General features: G+C 67.7%; 17 protein-coding genes and 3 tRNA genes. 6 read left to right on the top strand and 14 right to left on the bottom strand.

The features are described from left to right. The first annotated feature begins 5 nt into the window (after positions 1-5). Together LIG30_RS11455 and LIG30_RS11450 are read left to right on the top strand one after the other, a co-directional pair. A complete protein-coding gene (locus LIG30_RS11455) occupies positions 6-446 on the top strand; it encodes a copper chaperone PCu(A)C (RefSeq protein WP_038712175.1) in 441 nt (146 codons plus the stop codon). 9 nt (positions 447-455) lie between these two features. Beyond that, on the top strand, positions 456-1,331 hold the full coding sequence (locus tag LIG30_RS11450) for a cytochrome c oxidase assembly protein (protein WP_038712174.1): 876 nt from the start codon (positions 456-458) through the stop codon (positions 1,329-1,331). 27 nt (positions 1,332-1,358) lie between these two features. On the opposite strand, the gene LIG30_RS11445 is transcribed toward LIG30_RS11450, so the two are convergent. The 3 genes from LIG30_RS11445 to LIG30_RS26795 all read right to left on the bottom strand — a co-directional run bounded on the left by LIG30_RS11445 (position 1,359) and on the right by LIG30_RS26795 (position 3,114). After that, positions 1,359-1,853, bottom strand: a complete 495-nt coding sequence (locus tag LIG30_RS11445; RefSeq protein ID WP_038712173.1) for a GNAT family N-acetyltransferase — start codon at positions 1,851-1,853, stop codon at positions 1,359-1,361. 120 nt (positions 1,854-1,973) lie between these two features. Continuing rightward, entirely contained in the window at positions 1,974-2,840 is an 867-nt protein-coding gene (locus LIG30_RS11440) for a pirin family protein (RefSeq protein ID WP_038712172.1), read from the bottom strand. A gap of 94 nt (positions 2,841-2,934) precedes the next feature. Further along, a complete protein-coding gene (locus LIG30_RS26795) occupies positions 2,935-3,114 on the bottom strand; it encodes a hypothetical protein (RefSeq protein WP_038712171.1) in 180 nt (59 codons plus the stop codon). 90 nt (positions 3,115-3,204) lie between these two features. Between LIG30_RS26795 and LIG30_RS11430 the strand changes: the two genes are divergently transcribed. After that, a complete protein-coding gene (locus LIG30_RS11430; RefSeq protein WP_038712169.1) occupies positions 3,205-3,708 on the top strand; it encodes a GAF domain-containing protein in 504 nt (167 codons plus the stop codon). A gap of 156 nt (positions 3,709-3,864) precedes the next feature. Here LIG30_RS11430 and LIG30_RS11425 read toward each other — a convergent pair. The 5 genes from LIG30_RS11425 to uvrC form a co-directional block, all read right to left on the bottom strand. Next, positions 3,865-3,938: transfer RNA gene (locus LIG30_RS11425), tRNA-Cys, on the bottom strand. A gap of 110 nt (positions 3,939-4,048) precedes the next feature. Continuing rightward, positions 4,049-4,124: transfer RNA gene (locus LIG30_RS11420), tRNA-Gly, on the bottom strand. A gap of 51 nt (positions 4,125-4,175) precedes the next feature. After that, positions 4,176-4,251 (bottom strand) — tRNA-Gly (locus LIG30_RS11415). 156 nt (positions 4,252-4,407) lie between these two features. Next, a complete protein-coding gene (pgsA, locus tag LIG30_RS11410; protein ID WP_038712168.1) occupies positions 4,408-4,995 on the bottom strand; it encodes a CDP-diacylglycerol--glycerol-3-phosphate 3-phosphatidyltransferase in 588 nt (195 codons plus the stop codon). Between the two features lie 100 nt (positions 4,996-5,095). Then, positions 5,096-7,192, bottom strand: coding sequence for an excinuclease ABC subunit UvrC (gene uvrC, locus LIG30_RS11405; protein ID WP_038712166.1), 2,097 nt, complete (start codon positions 7,190-7,192; stop codon positions 5,096-5,098). Positions 7,193-7,270: 78 nt separating this feature from the next. Here uvrC and earP point away from each other — a divergent pair, with 78 nt between their 5' ends. The 3 genes from earP to LIG30_RS11390 all read left to right on the top strand — a co-directional run bounded on the left by earP (position 7,271) and on the right by LIG30_RS11390 (position 10,809). Beyond that, positions 7,271-8,467, top strand: coding sequence for an elongation factor P maturation arginine rhamnosyltransferase EarP (earP, locus tag LIG30_RS11400; RefSeq protein WP_038712165.1), 1,197 nt, complete (start codon positions 7,271-7,273; stop codon positions 8,465-8,467). Between the two features lie 124 nt (positions 8,468-8,591). Further along, the gene (efp, locus tag LIG30_RS11395; RefSeq protein ID WP_038712163.1) at positions 8,592-9,149 is read left to right on the top strand and encodes an elongation factor P; all 558 of its coding nucleotides are present in this window, start codon (positions 8,592-8,594) and stop codon (positions 9,147-9,149) included. A 277-nt stretch (positions 9,150-9,426) separates the two neighbouring features. Then, the gene (locus LIG30_RS11390; protein ID WP_038712162.1) at positions 9,427-10,809 is read left to right on the top strand and encodes a sigma-54-dependent transcriptional regulator; all 1,383 of its coding nucleotides are present in this window, start codon (positions 9,427-9,429) and stop codon (positions 10,807-10,809) included. Positions 10,810-10,842: 33 nt separating this feature from the next. Here LIG30_RS11390 and nagZ read toward each other — a convergent pair whose 3' ends face one another. From nagZ to rnc, 6 genes are all read right to left on the bottom strand, one after another. Beyond that, positions 10,843-11,871 (bottom strand): beta-N-acetylhexosaminidase, encoded by a 1,029-nt coding sequence (gene nagZ, locus LIG30_RS11385; protein WP_038712161.1) that lies wholly within the window; start codon positions 11,869-11,871, stop codon positions 10,843-10,845. Positions 11,872-11,899: 28 nt separating this feature from the next. Further along, entirely contained in the window at positions 11,900-12,307 is a 408-nt protein-coding gene (gene acpS, locus LIG30_RS11380) for a holo-ACP synthase (protein WP_038712159.1), read from the bottom strand. 84 nt (positions 12,308-12,391) lie between these two features. After that, positions 12,392-13,165 (bottom strand): pyridoxine 5'-phosphate synthase, encoded by a 774-nt coding sequence (pdxJ, locus tag LIG30_RS11375; protein ID WP_038712158.1) that lies wholly within the window; start codon positions 13,163-13,165, stop codon positions 12,392-12,394. After that, positions 13,162-14,001 (bottom strand): DNA repair protein RecO, encoded by an 840-nt coding sequence (gene recO, locus LIG30_RS11370; RefSeq protein ID WP_038712156.1) that lies wholly within the window; start codon positions 13,999-14,001, stop codon positions 13,162-13,164. The genes pdxJ and recO overlap by 4 nt, the downstream gene beginning before the upstream one ends. Next, positions 13,988-14,887: a GTPase Era gene (gene era, locus LIG30_RS11365; RefSeq protein ID WP_038712155.1), complete on the bottom strand. Its 900-nt coding sequence runs from the start codon at positions 14,885-14,887 to the stop codon at positions 13,988-13,990. Before era ends, recO begins: the two co-directional genes overlap by 14 nt. Before the next feature lie 60 nt (positions 14,888-14,947). Beyond that, positions 14,948-16,177 carry a ribonuclease III gene (gene rnc / locus LIG30_RS11360; protein ID WP_038712154.1) on the bottom strand — a complete coding sequence of 410 codons (1,230 nt, stop codon included), beginning with the start codon at positions 16,175-16,177 and terminating at the stop codon, positions 14,948-14,950. Positions 16,178-16,328 lie beyond the last annotated feature (151 nt).

Raw genomic sequence — 16,328 nt, 5'->3', positions numbered from 1 at the left:
CACTCATGAAGATGAAACTCAAGACCCTCGCCCTCCTCGCCGCCCTGTCGCTCGGCGCGCACGCCCATGCGGCCGGCGCGCTCGCCGCGCAGAACCCGTGGGTACGCTGGCTGCCGAACAAGCTGCCCGCCGCCGGCTACGTGACGCTCGTCAACGCGAGCGACAAGCCGGTCGATCTCGTCGACGTCGACAGCCCCGACTATGGCATGGCGATGCTGCACCAGACCGTGTCGAACGGCTCGACGCAGAAGATGGAGATGGTCGACAAGCTGACGATCCCCGCGCACGGCAAGGTCGACATCGCGCCGGGCGGCTACCACTTCATGCTCGAGGAACCGAAGCATGCGATCAAGCCCGGCGACACCGTGCGCCTGCGCCTGAAGTTCTCCGACGGCGAGACGCTCGACACGCCGTTCGCGGTCAAGTCGCCCGCGCAGGTCAAGTAACGGCGCGCGATGAATCTCCTGTACTGGCTCGAACCGTGGGAGCCGTCGCCGACCGTGGTCGTCGCGGTGCTGACTGCCGCGGTGCTGTTCGCGCGCGGCGCGAAGAAAGCGAAGGTCACGCCGCTGCGACAGTTCTCGTTCTGGTTCGGGCTGACCGCGCTTTACGTGGCGCTGCATACCCGGCTCGACTATTTCTTCGAGCACGAGTTCTTCATGCATCGCGCGCAGCATCTGGTGCTGCATCATCTCGGGCCGTTCTTCATCGCGCTCGCGTATCCCGGCGCGGCGATCCGCGCCGGCATCCCGTTTCGCTGGCGGCAGCGCTTCATGCGCCCCGCGCTCGCGTGCGCCCCGGTGCGCGCGACGCTCGATCTGGTGTTCCATCCGGTCGTCGCGGTCGTGCTGTTCGTCGGCCTGATCTATTTCTGGCTGCTGTCGCCAATTCACTTCGTCGCGATGCTCGACTGGCGCCTGTATCGCCTGATGAACTGGAGCATGGTAATCGACGGCCTGCTGTTCTGGTGGCTCGTCGTCGATCCACGCCCGGCGCCGCCCGCGCGGCTCGCGCCCGGACGCCGGATCCTGATCGTGGTCGCGGCAATTCCGCCGCAGATCGCACTCGGCGCGCTCATCTTCTTCACCCCGCGCGAGCTGTATCCGATCTACTCGATCTGCGGACGCGCGTTCACCTGGCTGAGCCCGCTGCGCGACCAGCAGATCGGCGGGCTGCTGCTGTGGATACCTGGTTCGATGATGAGCGTGATCGGCGCGCTGATCGCGCTGCGCCACTGGCTCAGGCTGTCGGCGCGCGGGCGGCTGATCGACGAGCGCGTGGCCGCGCGGAAAAGCGCCGCGCCCGTCACCCGCGACACCGTCACGCCGTGATGACGTGATGCGGCACGCGCCGCCGCGTCACACGTGCGCGGCGCGCATCCACACGTGCGGGATGCCGTCGTCGTCGTGCACGTCGGAGTTCGGCGCAAAGCCGAACGCGCCGTAAAAGCGCTGGAGGTGCGCCTGCGCATGCAGGCTGACCGGCGTGCCGGGCCACTGCGCGCGGATGTGGTCGAGCGCACGCGCGAGGAGCGCATTGCCGAGGCCCGCGCCTCGAAACGCAGCGGTCGTCAGCACGCGGCCGATGCGGATGTCCGGTTCCTGCGCGTCCGGCAGCAGCACGCGCAGGTAGCCTGCGAGGCGGCCGGCGTCATCGTAGGCGGCCAGATGCCACGCGTGCTGGTCGGCATCGTCGATGTCGCGGTACACGCATTGCTGTTCGACGACGAACACCGCGCTGCGCGCCTCGAGAATCGTGTAGACCTCGCGCGCCGACAACGCGTCGAAGGGCTGCCAGCGCCACGTCAGCGCATCGGTGGCGGACGGGGAGACGGCGGTCGTGGGTGCGTTCATGAGCGGTCCTGAATCAGGCGCGCCACGTGGCGCGCGACCGTCGATTATGCCGCGAAGCGCGCGCGACGACACACCGGCCACGCCCGGCGGGCAGACCTCGCCCGCCGGGTGGACCGCACGTCAGGCCGACATGCTGCCGAAGCGCCCGCTGTTGAAGTCGTCGACCGCCTGACGGATTTCCGCTTGCGAGTTCATCACGAACGGCCCGTAGCCGACGATCGGTTCGTCGATCGGCTCGCCGCTCAGCACGAGCAGCGTGACGTCGCCGTTCGCCTCGATCTCGACGTCGCTGCCGTCGCGGCTCAGCTGCACGAACTGCGCTTCGCGCGCGACTGTCTCGCCGTTCACCAGCACCGTGCCGTGCAGCACGACGACCGCGAGCGTACGCCCTTCGGCGACCGGGAGCCGCACGCGCGCGCCCTGTGCGAGCCGCACGTCCCACACGTCGATCGGCGTGTGCGTGCGCGCCGGGCCGCGGCGACCGTCGAGCTCACCCGCGATGATCCGCGCGCGCCCCGCGCCGTCCGGCAGTTCGACGACCGGGATGTCCGCGTTCATCAGCGTCTGGTAGGCCGGCTCGCCCATCTTGTCGCGCGCTGGCAGGTTCACCCACAGCTGCACCATCTCGAGCATGCCGCCCCGACGCGTGAACGCCTCCGAGTGAAACTCCTCGTGCAGCACGCCGCCCGCCGCGGTCATCCACTGGACGTCGCCCGGACCGATCACGCCGCCCGCGCCCGTCGAGTCGCGATGGGCGACTTCACCGTGGTAGACGATCGTGACCGTCTCGAAACCGCGGTGCGGATGCTGGCCGACGCCGCGCGGCCGGGCTGCCGGCTCGAACTGCGCGGGCCCCGCGTAGTCGAGCAGCAGGAACGGGCTCAGTTGCGCGCCGTGGTTTTGGTAGCTGAACATCGAGCGCACCGGAAAACCATCGCCGACCCAATGCATGCGCGGCGCGCTGTGGACACCCCGAACCTTCTTCATCTTCCTCTCCAAATGGCGGCGAAACACGCGTTTCGCGCTACGGGAATGAATATAGAAGCAGAACGATTCATCCGGTAGACGGCAAAAATCACACTCAGCGTTCCATTTGACGAACGATGGCCTGCGGCTTCGTGCAAGCGGTCGGCCACCGCGGCTTCGCGCCGGCCGGCCACGTGCCGAACATGCCGAAGCCGCAGCCGAAGCCGAGCCGAGCCGAGCCGAGCCGAGCCGGCGCATCGTGCAGTTCGATGCGCTGTGCCGCGAGATCGCCCATCCGGCATTCGCATCGCGCCGGCCGCACTTGCTTTAGACTGCGAAACGCGCATTGCGCGCCCCTGACTGTCATTCGATCCAACCTGCCCTCATGTTCACACTCTCCGACACCTCCCATGCGTCAAAGGCCGAGCACTACGCAGCGCTCGTCCAGCAGGCGCGCGCGCTCGTCGAAACCGAGCGCGACCTCGTCGCCAACGCAGCGAACTTCTCCGCGTTGATCTATCACTCGCTGGATCGGCTCAACTGGGCGGGGTTCTATTTCTTCGACGGGCAGGAACTGGTGGTCGGCCCGTTCCAGGGCAAGCCCGCATGCGTGCGGATCGCGCTCGGCAAGGGGGTATGCGGCACGGCGGCGCTGACGCGCCAGACCCAGGTCGTGCGCGACGTCCACGCGTTTCCCGGGCATATCGCCTGCGACGCGGCGTCGGAATCCGAGATCGTCGTGCCGCTCGTCGCCGACGACGGCACGCTGATCGGCGTCTGGGATGTCGACAGCCCGGTTGCGGCACGCTTCGACGACGAAGACGCGAAGGGCATGGAAGCGCTGTGCCGCGTGTTCGTGCAGCACGCCTGGGCCACACGCGGCCGGTGACGCGCGCCGCACGAATCGCGATACGCACTCGCATGCAGCAGGCGCAAGTGCGGCTGCATGCGGGATGACGCGGCGATCGCGGCGAACCGGCATTGGAAGAAAAGGAATCGGAAAAAAGAAAAGCCCCGAATGATCGGGGCTTTTTCTCTTCTTACCTGGAGGCGCGAGCCGGAGTCGAACCGGCCTAAACGGCTTTGCAGGCCGCTGCATAACCGCTTTGCTATCGCGCCAAAAGCGGACTGTGCGATCATCGCGAAAATTGCATCGTGACGATCGACAGATTCGAATGAAGGCCAAATGGCCCATCAAACAAAAAGGGAAGCGCTGCTTCCCCATTGTCTGGAGCGGGAGACGAGTCTCGAACTCGCGACCTCAACCTTGGCAAGGTTGCGCTCTACCAACTGAGCTACTCCCGCATTGTCCTGCTACACGCAGCGTCTTGCCGTACAACACGCCGCAGAAAAATCTGGAGCGGGAGACGAGTCTCGAACTCGCGACCTCAACCTTGGCAAGGTTGCGCTCTACCAACTGAGCTACTCCCGCGTGGTACTGCCTTGCTGCCACTACTTTTTACTGCTGCTTCGCTGCGTTCGTTTTGTCGTGCAGCGGAGAAATGAGATTATGTAGAAACCAGATCTGGGTGTCAAGCGTTTCTACAGCTTTTTTTAAAAACTTTCTGCAACCTCGTTCGCGACCGCGTCACGCCCCGCTGCGCTCGCGGATTTGCGGCCACGCGAGCTTCATGTAGTAGAGCATCGACCAGATCGTCAGCACCGCGGCGAGATAGATCAGCCACACGCCCCACACGCGCGTGTCGATCGTCACGCCACCCGCGCTGAGCGGGCCGTAGTACAGCAGCATCGGGATCGCGACCATCTGGCACGCGGTCTTGAACTTGCCGAGCGAATTCACCGCGACGCTCTTCGACGCGCCGATCTGCGCCATCCATTCGCGCAGCGCCGAGATCGCAATCTCGCGGCCGACGATCACGAGCGCGATCGCGGCGTCGATCCGCGTGAGCTGCACGAGCATCAGCAGCGCCGCCGTCACCATCAGCTTGTCCGCGACCGGATCGAGAAACGCGCCGAACGACGAGGTCTGGTTCCACTTGCGCGCCAGGAAGCCGTCGAACCAGTCCGTCAGCGCGGCCAGGATGAAGATCAGCGCCGCCGCGAGGTTGCGGTGCCCGGGCCCCATCATCGTGTCCGGCAGATAGAACACGCCGACGACGAGCGGAATCAGCACGATTCGCACCCACGTCAGGAAAATCGGAAAATTGAACGGCATGGTATCCGGGACTGATGAAGGATTCGCAATTGTGCCGCGTCGACCGCCCTGCCACAAGCCGGGACGCGGGTCCGGCAAGCGCCCGGTCGCGCGGCGCGGGTCAGTGCAGCTGCCTGTAGATCTGCTCGGCGAGCGCGTGCGAGATGCCCTCGACGCTCGCGAGTTCGTCGACGCTCGCCGCGACGACGCCGCGCAGCCCGCCGAAGCGCGCGAGCAGGCGCTGCCGCCGCTTCGCGCCGACGCCCTCCAGTTCCTCGAGCCGCGAGGTCTGGCGAGCCTTCGCGCGCTTCGCGCGCATCCCGGTGATCGCAAAGCGGTGCGCCTCGTCGCGGATCTGCGCGACCAGCATCAGCGCCGCGCTTTCCTTGCCGAGCTCGAGCGACGCACGGCCGTCGGCGAACACCAGCGTCTCCAGCCCGACCTTGCGCCCCTCGCCCTTCGCGACGCCCACCAGCATCGAGCAATCGAGGCCCAGCTCCGTGAACACCTGCCGCGCGATCTCGACCTGGCCCTTGCCGCCATCGATCAGCACGATGTTCGGCAGCAGGCTCGCGGCCGCGGCCTCGCGCGTCGATTCGCCGTCGATGCCGGCCGCGTCGTCGGCGGACGCCGCCTGCGCAGCCTGCTCGACCATCTTCTCGTAGCGTCGCGTGAGCACCTGGCGCATCGCCGCGTAGTCGTCGCCCGGCGTGATGCCGGTGATGTTGTAGCGGCGGTACTCGCCGGACTGCATCTTGTGATGGTGATAGACAACGCACGACGCCTGCGTCGCCTCGCCCATCGTATGGCTGATGTCGAAGCACTCGATCCGCAGTTGCGCGAGGTCGTCGCCTTCGAGGCCGAGCGTGTCCGCGAGCATGCGCGTGCGGGCCTGCTGCGAGCCCTGCTCCGACAACAGGCGCGCGAGCGCGAGCCGCGCGTTCTGCTCCGCCATCGACAGCCACGCGCGCCGCTGCCCTTGCGGCTGCCGCACCAGCGACACCTTGTGGCCCGCCTGCTCGGACAGCACCTCGAGCAGGTCGCGGCTCGCCGGCGCATGGCTCACGACCAGCACGGGCGGCACGCGGTTGCCGAGGTAATGCTGCGCGATGAACGCGTCGAGCACCTCCGCCTCGATCGACGCCGCCGCCTCCCGCGCGCCGGGCGCGTCGCCGGCGGGCTGTGCGTCACCAGCCAGCTGCGCGTCACCGGCCGACTGTGTGTCGCCAGCCGGCTGTTCACTGCCGGCCGGTTCCGCAGCGACAGCGCTCGACAGGCCGTCGGCCGGCGGCTCCGCTTCGTCGCCGATCCCGCCTTCCACGAGCGTCAGCGCGCTCTCGACGTGCGCCGGGAAATACGCCTTGTCGCCGAGGTGGCGGCCGCCGCGCACCATCGCGAGGTTCACGCACACGCGCCCGCCCTGCGCGACGACGGCAAGCACGTCCACGTCGCTGTCGCCGCCCACGTCGATTGCCTGCTGATGCAGCACAGTGGACAGCGAACTCATCTGGTTGCGCACCGCCGCCGCCTGCTCGAACTTCAGCTCCGCGGCGAACGCGTGCATCTTCTGCTCGAGCTCCTTCATCACTTCGGTCTGCCGGCCGAGCAGGAAGCGCGACGCGTTCGACACGTCGCGCGCGTAGTCCTCGTCGGAAATCGCGCCGACGCACGGCGCGGTGCAGCGCCCGATCTGATGCAGCAGGCACGGCCGCGTGCGATTGTTGAACACCGAATCCTCGCAGGTACGCAACTGGAACACGCGCTGCAGGATCTGGATGCTCTCGCGCACCGCCCACGCGCTCGGAAACGGCCCGAAATACTGGTTCTGCCTGTCGACCGCGCCACGGTAGTACGCCATCCGCGGAAAACGGTGCGCGGTGAGCTTCAGGTACGGATACGACTTGTCGTCGCGAAACAGGATGTTGTAGCGCGGCGCAAGCGCCTTGATGAGGTTGTTCTCGAGCAGCAGCGCTTCCGCTTCCGAGCGCGTGACGGTCGTCTCGACACGCGCGATGCGCGTGACCATCATCGCGATGCGCGGCGACAGCTGCGTCTTCGTGAAATAGCTCGACACGCGCTTTTTCAGGTCGCGCGCCTTGCCGACGTACAGCACGGCGCCCGCCACGTCGTAGTAGCGGTAGACGCCCGGCAGATGCGGCAGTTGTGCGAGGATCTTTTTCGGCTCGAACGGGGCTTCGGTGGCGTCTGGGGATGTCATGCGTGATCCGGGCGCCGCGAGGCGCGCGAACGGGTCTATTAGAATCGCCAGTTTAGAGCATTCCACCCGACCGTTTCGATGCCACACGCCGCCTCCCGTCCGCCCTCCCCGCCCGCGCCGCCAGCGCCGGGCGAACCGCTTGCCTGCGACATCTTCTGCGCGGTCGTCGATAATTTCGGCGACATCGGCGTGTGCTGGCGGCTTGCCCGCCAGCTCGCGCACGAACACGGCTGGCAGGTGCGGCTGTTCGTCGACGACCTGCACACGTTCGTGCGCCTGCAGCCGGGCGTGCGCGCCGACGCCGTGCGGCAGACGGTCGACGGTATCGTGATCGAGCACTGGCACGCGCAGGCCGGCGAAGCGATCGAGATCGCCGACGTCGTGATCGAGGCGTTCGCGTGCGAACTGCCGCCCGCGTATCTCGCCGCGATGGCGCGCCGCGCGCGGCGGCCGGTGTGGATCAACCTCGAATACCTGAGCGCCGAGGACTGGGTCGCGGACTTCCATCTGCGGCCGTCGCCGCACCCGCGCTACCCGCTCGTCAAGACGTTTTTCTTCCCGGGTCTGTCCGCCGGCACGGGCGGCGTGCTCAAGGAGCGCGACCTCGACGCCCGCCGCGCGGCGTTCGAAGCCGACCCGGCGGCCCGCGCGGCGTGGTGGCGGCAAGCGACCGGCGACGCGCCCCCCCCGCCGGGCGCAACCGTCGTGAGCCTGTTCGCGTACGAGAACCCTGCCGTCGACGCGCTGCTCGCGCAATGGCGCGATGCGGCATCGCCCGTCGTGCTGCTCGTGCCGGAGGGGCGCGTGTCGGCGGCCGTCGCCCGCTTCTTCGGCATCGCGTCGTTCGGCGCGCACGCGCGGGCGAGCGCCGGCAACCTGACCGCCCACGGCCTCGCGTTCGTGCCCCAGGCCGACTACGACCCGCTGCTGTGGGCGAGCGACGTCAACTTCGTGCGCGGCGAGGATTCGTTCGTGCGCGCGCAATGGGCGTGCCGGCCGTTCGTCTGGCACATCTATCCGCAGGCCGACGACGCCCATCTGCCGAAGCTCGACGCCGCGCTCGCGCACCTGGCGGCCGGCCTCGCCGACGCGCCGCGCCGCGCGCTCGAACGCTTCTGGCATGCGTGGAACGGCGCGGGCACGCCGGACTGGGCGGATTTCTGGCAGCACCGCGACGCGCTGCGGGCGAACGCGGCCCGCTGGGCGGGCGCGCTCGCGGCCGCTGGCGACCTCGCCGGAAATCTGGCCGAATACGCAAAATCTCAGTTAAAATAAGCGGTTATCCGACGGCCGACCACGCAAGCGCGCTCGCTTTTGGCGCCCACGGAACGAACCCGCTTGCGCCGTCCGCCGTTGCGCAACGCTCAGGCACTTTTTATTTGTACAGGATCGCTTTTTTATGAAAACCGCACAGGAACTCCGCGTAGGTAACGTCGTGATGGTCGGCAACGACGCTTGGGTCGTTTCGAAGACCGAATACAACAAATCGGGCCGCAACGCCGCCGTCGTCAAGATGAAGCTGAAGAACCTGCTGACCAACTCGGGCCAGGAATCAGTCTACAAGGCAGACGACAAGTTCGACGTCGTCGTGCTCGACCGCAAGGAAGTGACCTACTCGTACTTCGCGGATCCGATGTACGTGTTCATGGACGCCGACTACAACCAGTTCGAAGTCGAAGCGGAAATGATGGGCGACGCGCTCAACTACCTCGAAGACGGCATGACGTGCGAAGTCGTGTTCTACAACGAGAAGGCGATCTCGGTCGAACTGCCGACGATCCTGGTGCGCGAAATCACCTACACGGAGCCGGCCGTCAAGGGCGACACGTCGTCGGGCAAGGTGCTGAAGAACGCCAAGCTCGCGACCGGTTTCGAACTGCAGGTGCCGCTGTTCTGCAGCACCGGCGACAAGATCGAAATCGACACGCGCACGAACGAATATCGCAGCCGCGCATAATCGCGGACGCATTTCGTGCCAGACAAAAGCGCCCTTCGGGGCGCTTTTTGTTTATGTGCGCAAAAAACGCGCACAAGGCCGGGCGGCAACGCAGTGAACCGGCGAGCCACGCTTCGCCGATGAAATCATTCAATTTGTATCTTTGGTAACTCTTTTATAACGTCAGAGAAATAACGTGCGTCATGCGTTCGGCGGAGCATAAAATCCGTCATTAATCTCAATATTGGGCGGCAGACTTTGGGCCGAAGTCCCGCCGCCTCGCAGACACGCGTCCACCATGCCACATGCCCTGATTGTCGAAGACGATCCCGATAGCCTGTCCGGCCTCGCCGCGCTGCTCGCCGCGGACGGCTTCTCGGTCGATACGGCGACGTCGCTCGCCGAAGCGCGCGCCGCGCTCGGCCGCTCGATTCCGGACGTCGCGCTCGTCGACCTGAACCTGCCGGACGGCAGCGGCTTCGACCTGCTGCAGCACCTGCCGCCGCAGCAGGACGGCTCGCTGCCGGTCATCGCACTGACGGGCAATGCGACGGTGGAAAGCGCGATCGAGGGCCTGCGCCACGGCATCTGGGATTACCTGGTCAAGCCGATCAACATCCCGCGCCTGCGCAGCCTGCTCGCGCGCATTCCGCGCCCGTCCGAACTGATCGACGAGGTCCAGTCGCTGCGCGCGTCGCTGCGCAGCCTCGGCCGCTTCGGCGCGATGGTCGGCCGCAGCGACGCGATGCAGCAGGTCTACGACCTGATCGAGCAGAACGCGCGCACCGAGGAGACCGTGCTGTTGACCGGCGAGGCCGGCACCGGCAAGGAGATCGCCGCGCGCACGCTGCACGATCTGAGCCGGCGCAGCAAGGGGCCATTCGTCGCGTTCGACTGCCGCTCGCTCGCACACGCGGAGCGCCACGGTGCCGCGCTCGGCAGCGTGCTGTTCGGCCACGAGCGCGGCGCGTTCGACGGCGCCGAGCGGCGCGAGCCGGGCCTGTTCGAGCAGGCGGGCGGCGGCACGCTGTTCCTCGACGAGATCGCCGCACTGCCGCTCGTGTTGCAGGAAGCGCTGCTGCATGCGCTCGATTTGCAGAGCTTCATGCGCGTCGGCGGCACCACCCCGATTCCGGTCGATTTCCGGCTGATCGCCACGACGCGGCGCCCCGCGCGCGAGGCGGTCGCGCACGGCACGCTGCGGGAAGATCTGTGGCTGCGTCTCGGCGCGGCGTCGATCGCGCTGCCGCCGCTGCGCGAACGCGACGACGACGCGCTGCACATCGCCGACGCACTGATCGACGCGCTGAACCGCGCCGCACGCGCGACCGGCCGCGGCACGACCGACAAGCGCGCGGCACCCGGCTTCGTGCGCGAATGCCTCGCATACGAATGGCCTGGCAACGTGCGGGAATTGCAGGAGCGGGTGCGCGCCGCCTACGACGCGTCCGGCGACTTCGTCGAGACGCTGCGCGGGGACGAAGCCGGCATTGCGGCGGGTGCCGCGCTGAACGGCAGCAGCGTGCAGATCAAGGTCGGCACGCCGCTTGCGGACGTCGAGGATCTGCTGATCCGCGCGACGCTCGACGCGGTCGGCGGCACGCGCCACCGCGCCGCGACGCTGCTCGGCATCAGCCCGAAGACGCTGTACAACAAGCTGCAGCGGATGAAGACGGATTGAGCGGCGGACAGCCGCGACGCGCGGCCGCGCCGCTCAACCGAATGCGCTTTGCAGCAGCGCCTGCGCGCGCAGATAGTCCGGCTGCTGCATCAGCTTGTCCCACTTGAGCGCCTTGCCGCGCGCGCGCATCTGCCTGATGCGCCGCGCCGACTCGTCGGACGGGAGCGCCTTCAGCCCGTTCAGCACCTCCTCCGCCGCGTCCGGCTGGTTGCAGACGAGCACCATGTCGCAGCCGGCCGCGAGCGCCGCTTCAGCCGCCTGCGTAAGCGTGCCGCCTTCGCGCGCCGCCTCCATCGACAGATCGTCGCTGAAGATCGCCCCCGTGAACCCGAGGCGGTCACGCAGGATGTCCTGTAGCCAGATGCGCGAGAACCCCGCGGGCTGACTGTCGACCTGCGTGTAGATCACATGTGCCGGAATCACCGCCGACAGCGCGATGCCGAGCCAGTCGTAAGGCGCGACATCGTTCGCGAGGATCTCGTCGAGCGGACGGTCGTCGGTGGGCAACGCGACGTGCGAATCCGCCTCGGCGAATCCGTGGCCGGGGAAATGCTTGCCGCAGTTCGCCATGCCGGCGACCGCGAGCCCGTGGTTGAGACTCTTCGCGAGCAGCGTCACGACGCGTGGATCACGATGGAACGCGCGATCGCCGATCACCTGCGAATGCCCGTAGTCGAGATCGAGCACCGGCGTGAAGCTCATGTCGATCCCGCACGCGCGCAGCTCGGCGGCAAGGATATAGCCGACCGCGGTCGCGACTTTCGTCGCCAGCAGCACGTCCTTGTCCCACAGCTCGCCGAGCCGGCGCATCGCGGGCAGCGCCGTGAAGCCGTCGGTGCGAAAGCGCTGCACGCGTCCGCCCTCGTGATCGACGGCGATCAGCAGATCGTCGCGAATCGCGCGGATCGCATCGGTCAACGCGACCAGTTGCGCACGATCCTGGAAATGGCGGGCGAACAGGATGACGCCGCCGGTTTGCGGATGCGCGAGACGCCGCGCATCGTCGCGCGTGAGGGTCGTGCCGATGATGTCGAGCATGACCGGGCCGGGAGTCTGTTTCATCGAAGCGAGAAGTCTGTCAGTGGAAGAGTCAGGGCGCCGGTGCGAGCGTCTCGGCGATCACGAACGACACTGCGTAGTCGCGCTCGTCGCTGACCGTCACGCGCGCCGTGATCCCGCGCGCCGCGAGCCAGTCGGCCAGTTCGCCGGACGCGGCGACGTACGGCTCGCCGCTCGGCGCATTGAGGGTTTGCAGCGCGCGCCACGTCATCGGCCAGCGCATCCCGAGCCCGATCGCCTTCGAGAACGCTTCCTTCGCGGAGAAGCGCGTCGCGAGAAACGCGATGCCGCGTGCCTCGGAACGCGCGCGGCGCGCATGGAACACGCGCAGCTCGTCCGGCCCCAGCACCTTGTCGGCGAAACGCCCGCCGGTGCGCTCGAGCACGGCCGCGACGCGGCTTAACTGGACGATGTCGGTGCCGATGCCGTAGATCGCCATGTCAGCACCCGCCGGGCCGCCCCAGGAGGGCTGACGGCGCCCTTTGGGGGCAGCGAACGACGAGAACGTGGAGGCAATGCATCTTCAGTGCGCCCCGTGCAGCGCCGCGACGCGGGCCGCGACCATGATCGCCTTCATTTCCCGCACCGCGTTGTCCCAGCCGGCGAAAATCGCATGCGCGACGATCGCGTGGCCGATGTTCAGCTCGACGATGCCGTCGATCGCGGCGATCTGCTGGACGTTCGTGTAGTGCAGGCCGTGGCCCGCGTTGACCTTCAGGCCGAGCTGCACGCCCGTCTGCACGCCGGCGACGATGCGCTCGTATTCGCGCTGCTGTTCGGCGGCATCGTGCGCGTCGGCATAGCGGCCCGTGTGCAGTTCGATCACCGGCGCGCCCGCTTCCTGCGCGGCGCGGATCTGCGTATCGTCCGGATCGATGAACAGCGACACCCGCACGCCGGCATCGGCGAGCTGCCTGCACGCGGCGCGCACCGCCTCGAAGCGGCCCGCGACGTCGAGCCCGCCTTCGGTGGTCAGCTCCTCGCGCTTCTCCGGCACGAGACACGCGTCGTGCGGCCGCACCGCGCACGCGATGTCGAGCATCTCGGCCGTCACCGCGCATTCGAGATTCATGCGCGTCTTCAACAGCGGCCGCAGCGTGTGCACGTCCGCATCGACGATGTGCCGGCGATCCTCGCGCAGATGCAGCGTGATCGCGTCGGCGCCCGCTTCCTCGGCGGCCAGCGCCGCGCGGATCGGATCGGGATAGCGCGTGCCGCGCGCGTTGCGCAGCGTCGCGACGTGATCGATGTTGACGCCGAGGTCGATGGCGGTGGGCGAAGTCAGGAAGAAGCTCATAGGTTTTGCAGGTCGATCAGGATCTGGCGCGTCGCGAGCGGCGTGCCGCCGAGATAGGTGTTGAGCAGAAAGCGCATCAGCGTCTTGCTTTGCGCGACGGTCTGGGGTCGATGGTAATCGTCCTGCTCCATGTCGAGCAACGTCTGCCCGGCAATCACCGGCCAGTGCGACGGCACCTCGCCGCTCGCGTCGCGCACGCCACGCTCGGGATCGAACACGTACTGCCGGTCGGGCTCGACCGCGCGGCGCGCGACCGTGCGGTTGAGCGCGAGCGCATAGCCGGTCTCGCGCAGCAGCACGCGCTCGAACGAACGCAGCACCTGCACTGCGGGCTCGCCGTGCGCGAGGCGCGTGAGCGTCACCACGTAGTGATTGAACAGCGGTGGCTGCGGATCTTCGCGCGCGCAGAACTTCACGAGCAGTTCGTTGACGTAGAAACCGCACAGGAGCGCGTCACCGCCGAGCGGCAGCATGCCGCCCACCCATTCGGCGCCCGTCAGCGTGCGCACCTCGGACTTGCCGGACCAGGACAGCAACAGCGGCTGGAACGTCTGCAGCACGCCGCGCAGCGCGGAATGCGGGCGCTTCGCGCCTTTCGCGACGAGCGCGAGCCGGCCGTGATCGCGCGTCAGCACGTCGACGATCAGGCTCGTTTCACGATAGGGATAACTGTGCAGCACGAATGCCGGCTGCTCGGCGACGCGGAATTCGGACGTGCGCGCGGCCGCGCGGCGCGGCTTGCGCGGCCGCTCGGGCGGCGCGGCCGGCGGCGGCGGATCGTCCGCGCCGGGCGCCGCCGTGTCTTCGGTCGACGTCAGCGCGTCATTCGTACCCATAGGCACGAAGCCCCGCTTCGTTGTCGGCCCAGCCGCTCTTCACCTTGACGAAGGTTTCCAGGTACACGGGGCCGTCGAACAGCTTCTCCATGTCCATCCGCGCCTCGGTGCTGATCTGCTTGAGCTTCGCGCCCTTCTTGCCGATCACCATCGCCTTGTGCGAATCGCGCTCGACGAGGATCGTCGCGAAGATGCGCTTGAGCCGCCCTTCTTCCTCGAACTTGTCGATGATGACGGTGCTCGTGTACGGCAACTCGTCGCCGGTCCAGCGGAACACCTTCTCGCGCAGGATCTCGGCGGCAAGGAACCGCGAGCTGCGGTCGGTCAGGTCGTCCTCGCCGTAGATCGGCTCGCCTTCCGGCAGGTACGGCTTGAGCGTCTCCATCAGGCGGAGGATGTCGTCCTGATGCTTCGCGGACAGCGGCACGATCTGCGCGAACTCGCGCAGCGCGCTCACCTGCTGCATGAACGGGTACAGCGTCGCCTTGTCGTTGACGCAGTCGAGCTTGTTCGCGATCAGGATCGTCGGCGTGCCGGGCGGAATCAGGTCGAGCACCCGCTGGTCGTCCGGGCCGAAGCGGCCGGCTTCGATCACGAACAGGATCGCGTCGACGGACGTCAGCGTCGACGTGACCGTGCGGTTCAGCGAGCGGTTCAGCGCGGTGCTGTGACGGGTCTGGAAGCCGGGCGTGTCGACGAAGATGAACTGTGCGTCTTCGGTCGTGTTGATGCCGGTGATGCGATGACGGGTCGTCTGCGCCTTGCGCGACGTGATGCTGATTTTCTGGCCGACGAGCGCATTCATCAGCGTCGACTTGCCGACGTTCGGCCGGCCGACGATCGCGATCATGCCGCAGCGGAAACCAGTGGGAGCGGTAGCGTTCATATCGTGTGTACTACAGGTTCGGAACCGGCCGCGCGATGCGCGGCACGGTGCATGTGCGTTTCAGTGGCCGGCATCGGCGATCCGCGCGTGCGCGGCGGCCGGATCCGGTTCGCCGGGCGACGAAGCGCCCGTCTCGGCGGGGACGTCGCGCACCCGCAGCACGCTGCGCCCGGCCGGCTTGTCCGCGGCGCGCGGCGGAGTGTCGCTGCGTTCGGCCGGTTGGTCGCCCGCGCGCGGCGTCGCGTCGGGGCGCTCGGCCGGCTGGTCGCCCGCCTGCGGCGCGGTATCGACGCGCCCGGCCAGGCTGTCGGCGCTATCGGCCGGCTTGTCCGCCGCCGGCTTCGCGTTCCGTTCGGCCCTGTCGGCCCCGTGCTCGACGCGACGGATCGCGCCCGCCGACGGCAACGCCGCCCGCTCCGCCGGTTCGCCGGCGCGTGCGGCCGGCTCGGCCGCCCCGCCGGCCTTCGCGGCGGCGCGCGCGACCGCGCGCTCCTTCCGCTCGGGCGAGCGCAAGTCGAGCGCTTCCTGAATCCCCTTCACACCCGGCACGATCTCCGGCTCCACGTGCTTCGCCGCGCGCGTGCCCTTCGAGCGCTTCGGCTTCGCGCCGAGCATCGGCGCGGCGGCCATCACCTCGTCGAGCGCCTTCTTCGCCGCGGCCTGCTCGGCCGCGCGGCGGCTCGCGCCAGAGCCGGACACCTTGACGTCCAGCTTCGGCACCGTGCACTCGACTTCGAACTGCTGATTGTGCGCCGCGCCGTGCGTCGCGACGACGGTATAGGTCGGCAGCGCGATCTTGTGGCCCTGCAGGTACTCCTGCAGCAGCGTCTTGGCATCCTTGCCAAGCGTGCGCGGATCGATATGGTCGAGGATCGGCACGTACAGGCGCTTGATGACCCCTTGCGCGGCGTCGAAGCCGCCGTCGACGAACACCGCGCCGATGATCGCCTCGAACGCGTCGGCGAGAATCGACGGGCGGCGGAATCCGCCGCTGCGCAACTCGCCCTCACCAAGCCGCAACCCGTCGGAAATATTCAGGGCCTGAGCGATTTCGTACAGTGACTGCTGCTTGACGAGATTCGCCCGCACCCGCGACAGATCGCCTTCGTCCAGCTTGGCGAAACGCTGGAACAAAAGGGCGGCCACCGCGCAATTGAGAACGGAGTCGCCGAGAAACTCGAGCCGCTCGTTGTGCGTGGCACTGTGACTGCGATGGGTCAAAGCCTGGCGCAGCAATTCCGCATTGCGAAATTCATAGCGCAGCCGGCTTTCCAACTGAGATAGGGGCATGTGCAGGAGTATAACGCGGGCGCCGGTTACGTCGAAGCGACGCTGCCGGCCCCGAAAAGGCGTGACGAGGCGGTGTGTCCGCCGGTTCTTGGTTTTTTTCGGCGGGACGCGGCACGGCCCGTGCGCTGCGTCCCGCCGGTGTGTCGGCCGA

Source organism: Burkholderia sp. lig30 (assembly GCF_000687455.2).
Classification (GTDB): domain Bacteria; phylum Pseudomonadota; class Gammaproteobacteria; order Burkholderiales; family Burkholderiaceae; genus Burkholderia.
Note: the sequence above shows the minus strand (reverse complement) of the source record. Positions and strands in the feature narration are given on the sequence as shown.

Excerpts from the sequence above, each read along its gene's own strand:
- LIG30_RS11455 (WP_038712175.1), top strand. The coding sequence starts at position 6 with ATGAAGATGAAACTCAAGACCCTCGCCCTCCTCGCCGCCCTGTCGCTC.
- LIG30_RS11450 (WP_038712174.1), top strand. The coding sequence starts at position 456 with ATGAATCTCCTGTACTGGCTCGAACCGTGGGAGCCGTCGCCGACCGTG.
- LIG30_RS11445 (WP_038712173.1), bottom strand. The coding sequence starts at position 1,853 with ATGAACGCACCCACGACCGCCGTCTCCCCGTCCGCCACCGATGCGCTG.
- LIG30_RS11440 (WP_038712172.1), bottom strand. The coding sequence starts at position 2,840 with ATGAAGAAGGTTCGGGGTGTCCACAGCGCGCCGCGCATGCATTGGGTC.
- LIG30_RS26795 (WP_038712171.1), bottom strand. The coding sequence starts at position 3,114 with ATGGGCGATCTCGCGGCACAGCGCATCGAACTGCACGATGCGCCGGCT.
- LIG30_RS11430 (WP_038712169.1), top strand. The coding sequence starts at position 3,205 with ATGTTCACACTCTCCGACACCTCCCATGCGTCAAAGGCCGAGCACTAC.
- pgsA (WP_038712168.1), bottom strand. The coding sequence starts at position 4,995 with ATGCCGTTCAATTTTCCGATTTTCCTGACGTGGGTGCGAATCGTGCTG.
- uvrC (WP_038712166.1), bottom strand. The coding sequence starts at position 7,192 with ATGACATCCCCAGACGCCACCGAAGCCCCGTTCGAGCCGAAAAAGATC.
- earP (WP_038712165.1), top strand. The coding sequence starts at position 7,271 with ATGCCACACGCCGCCTCCCGTCCGCCCTCCCCGCCCGCGCCGCCAGCG.
- efp (WP_038712163.1), top strand. The coding sequence starts at position 8,592 with ATGAAAACCGCACAGGAACTCCGCGTAGGTAACGTCGTGATGGTCGGC.
- LIG30_RS11390 (WP_038712162.1), top strand. The coding sequence starts at position 9,427 with ATGCCACATGCCCTGATTGTCGAAGACGATCCCGATAGCCTGTCCGGC.
- nagZ (WP_038712161.1), bottom strand. The coding sequence starts at position 11,871 with ATGAAACAGACTCCCGGCCCGGTCATGCTCGACATCATCGGCACGACC.
- acpS (WP_038712159.1), bottom strand. The coding sequence starts at position 12,307 with ATGGCGATCTACGGCATCGGCACCGACATCGTCCAGTTAAGCCGCGTC.
- pdxJ (WP_038712158.1), bottom strand. The coding sequence starts at position 13,165 with ATGAGCTTCTTCCTGACTTCGCCCACCGCCATCGACCTCGGCGTCAAC.
- recO (WP_038712156.1), bottom strand. The coding sequence starts at position 14,001 with ATGGGTACGAATGACGCGCTGACGTCGACCGAAGACACGGCGGCGCCC.
- era (WP_038712155.1), bottom strand. The coding sequence starts at position 14,887 with ATGAACGCTACCGCTCCCACTGGTTTCCGCTGCGGCATGATCGCGATC.
- rnc (WP_038712154.1), bottom strand. The coding sequence starts at position 16,177 with ATGCCCCTATCTCAGTTGGAAAGCCGGCTGCGCTATGAATTTCGCAAT.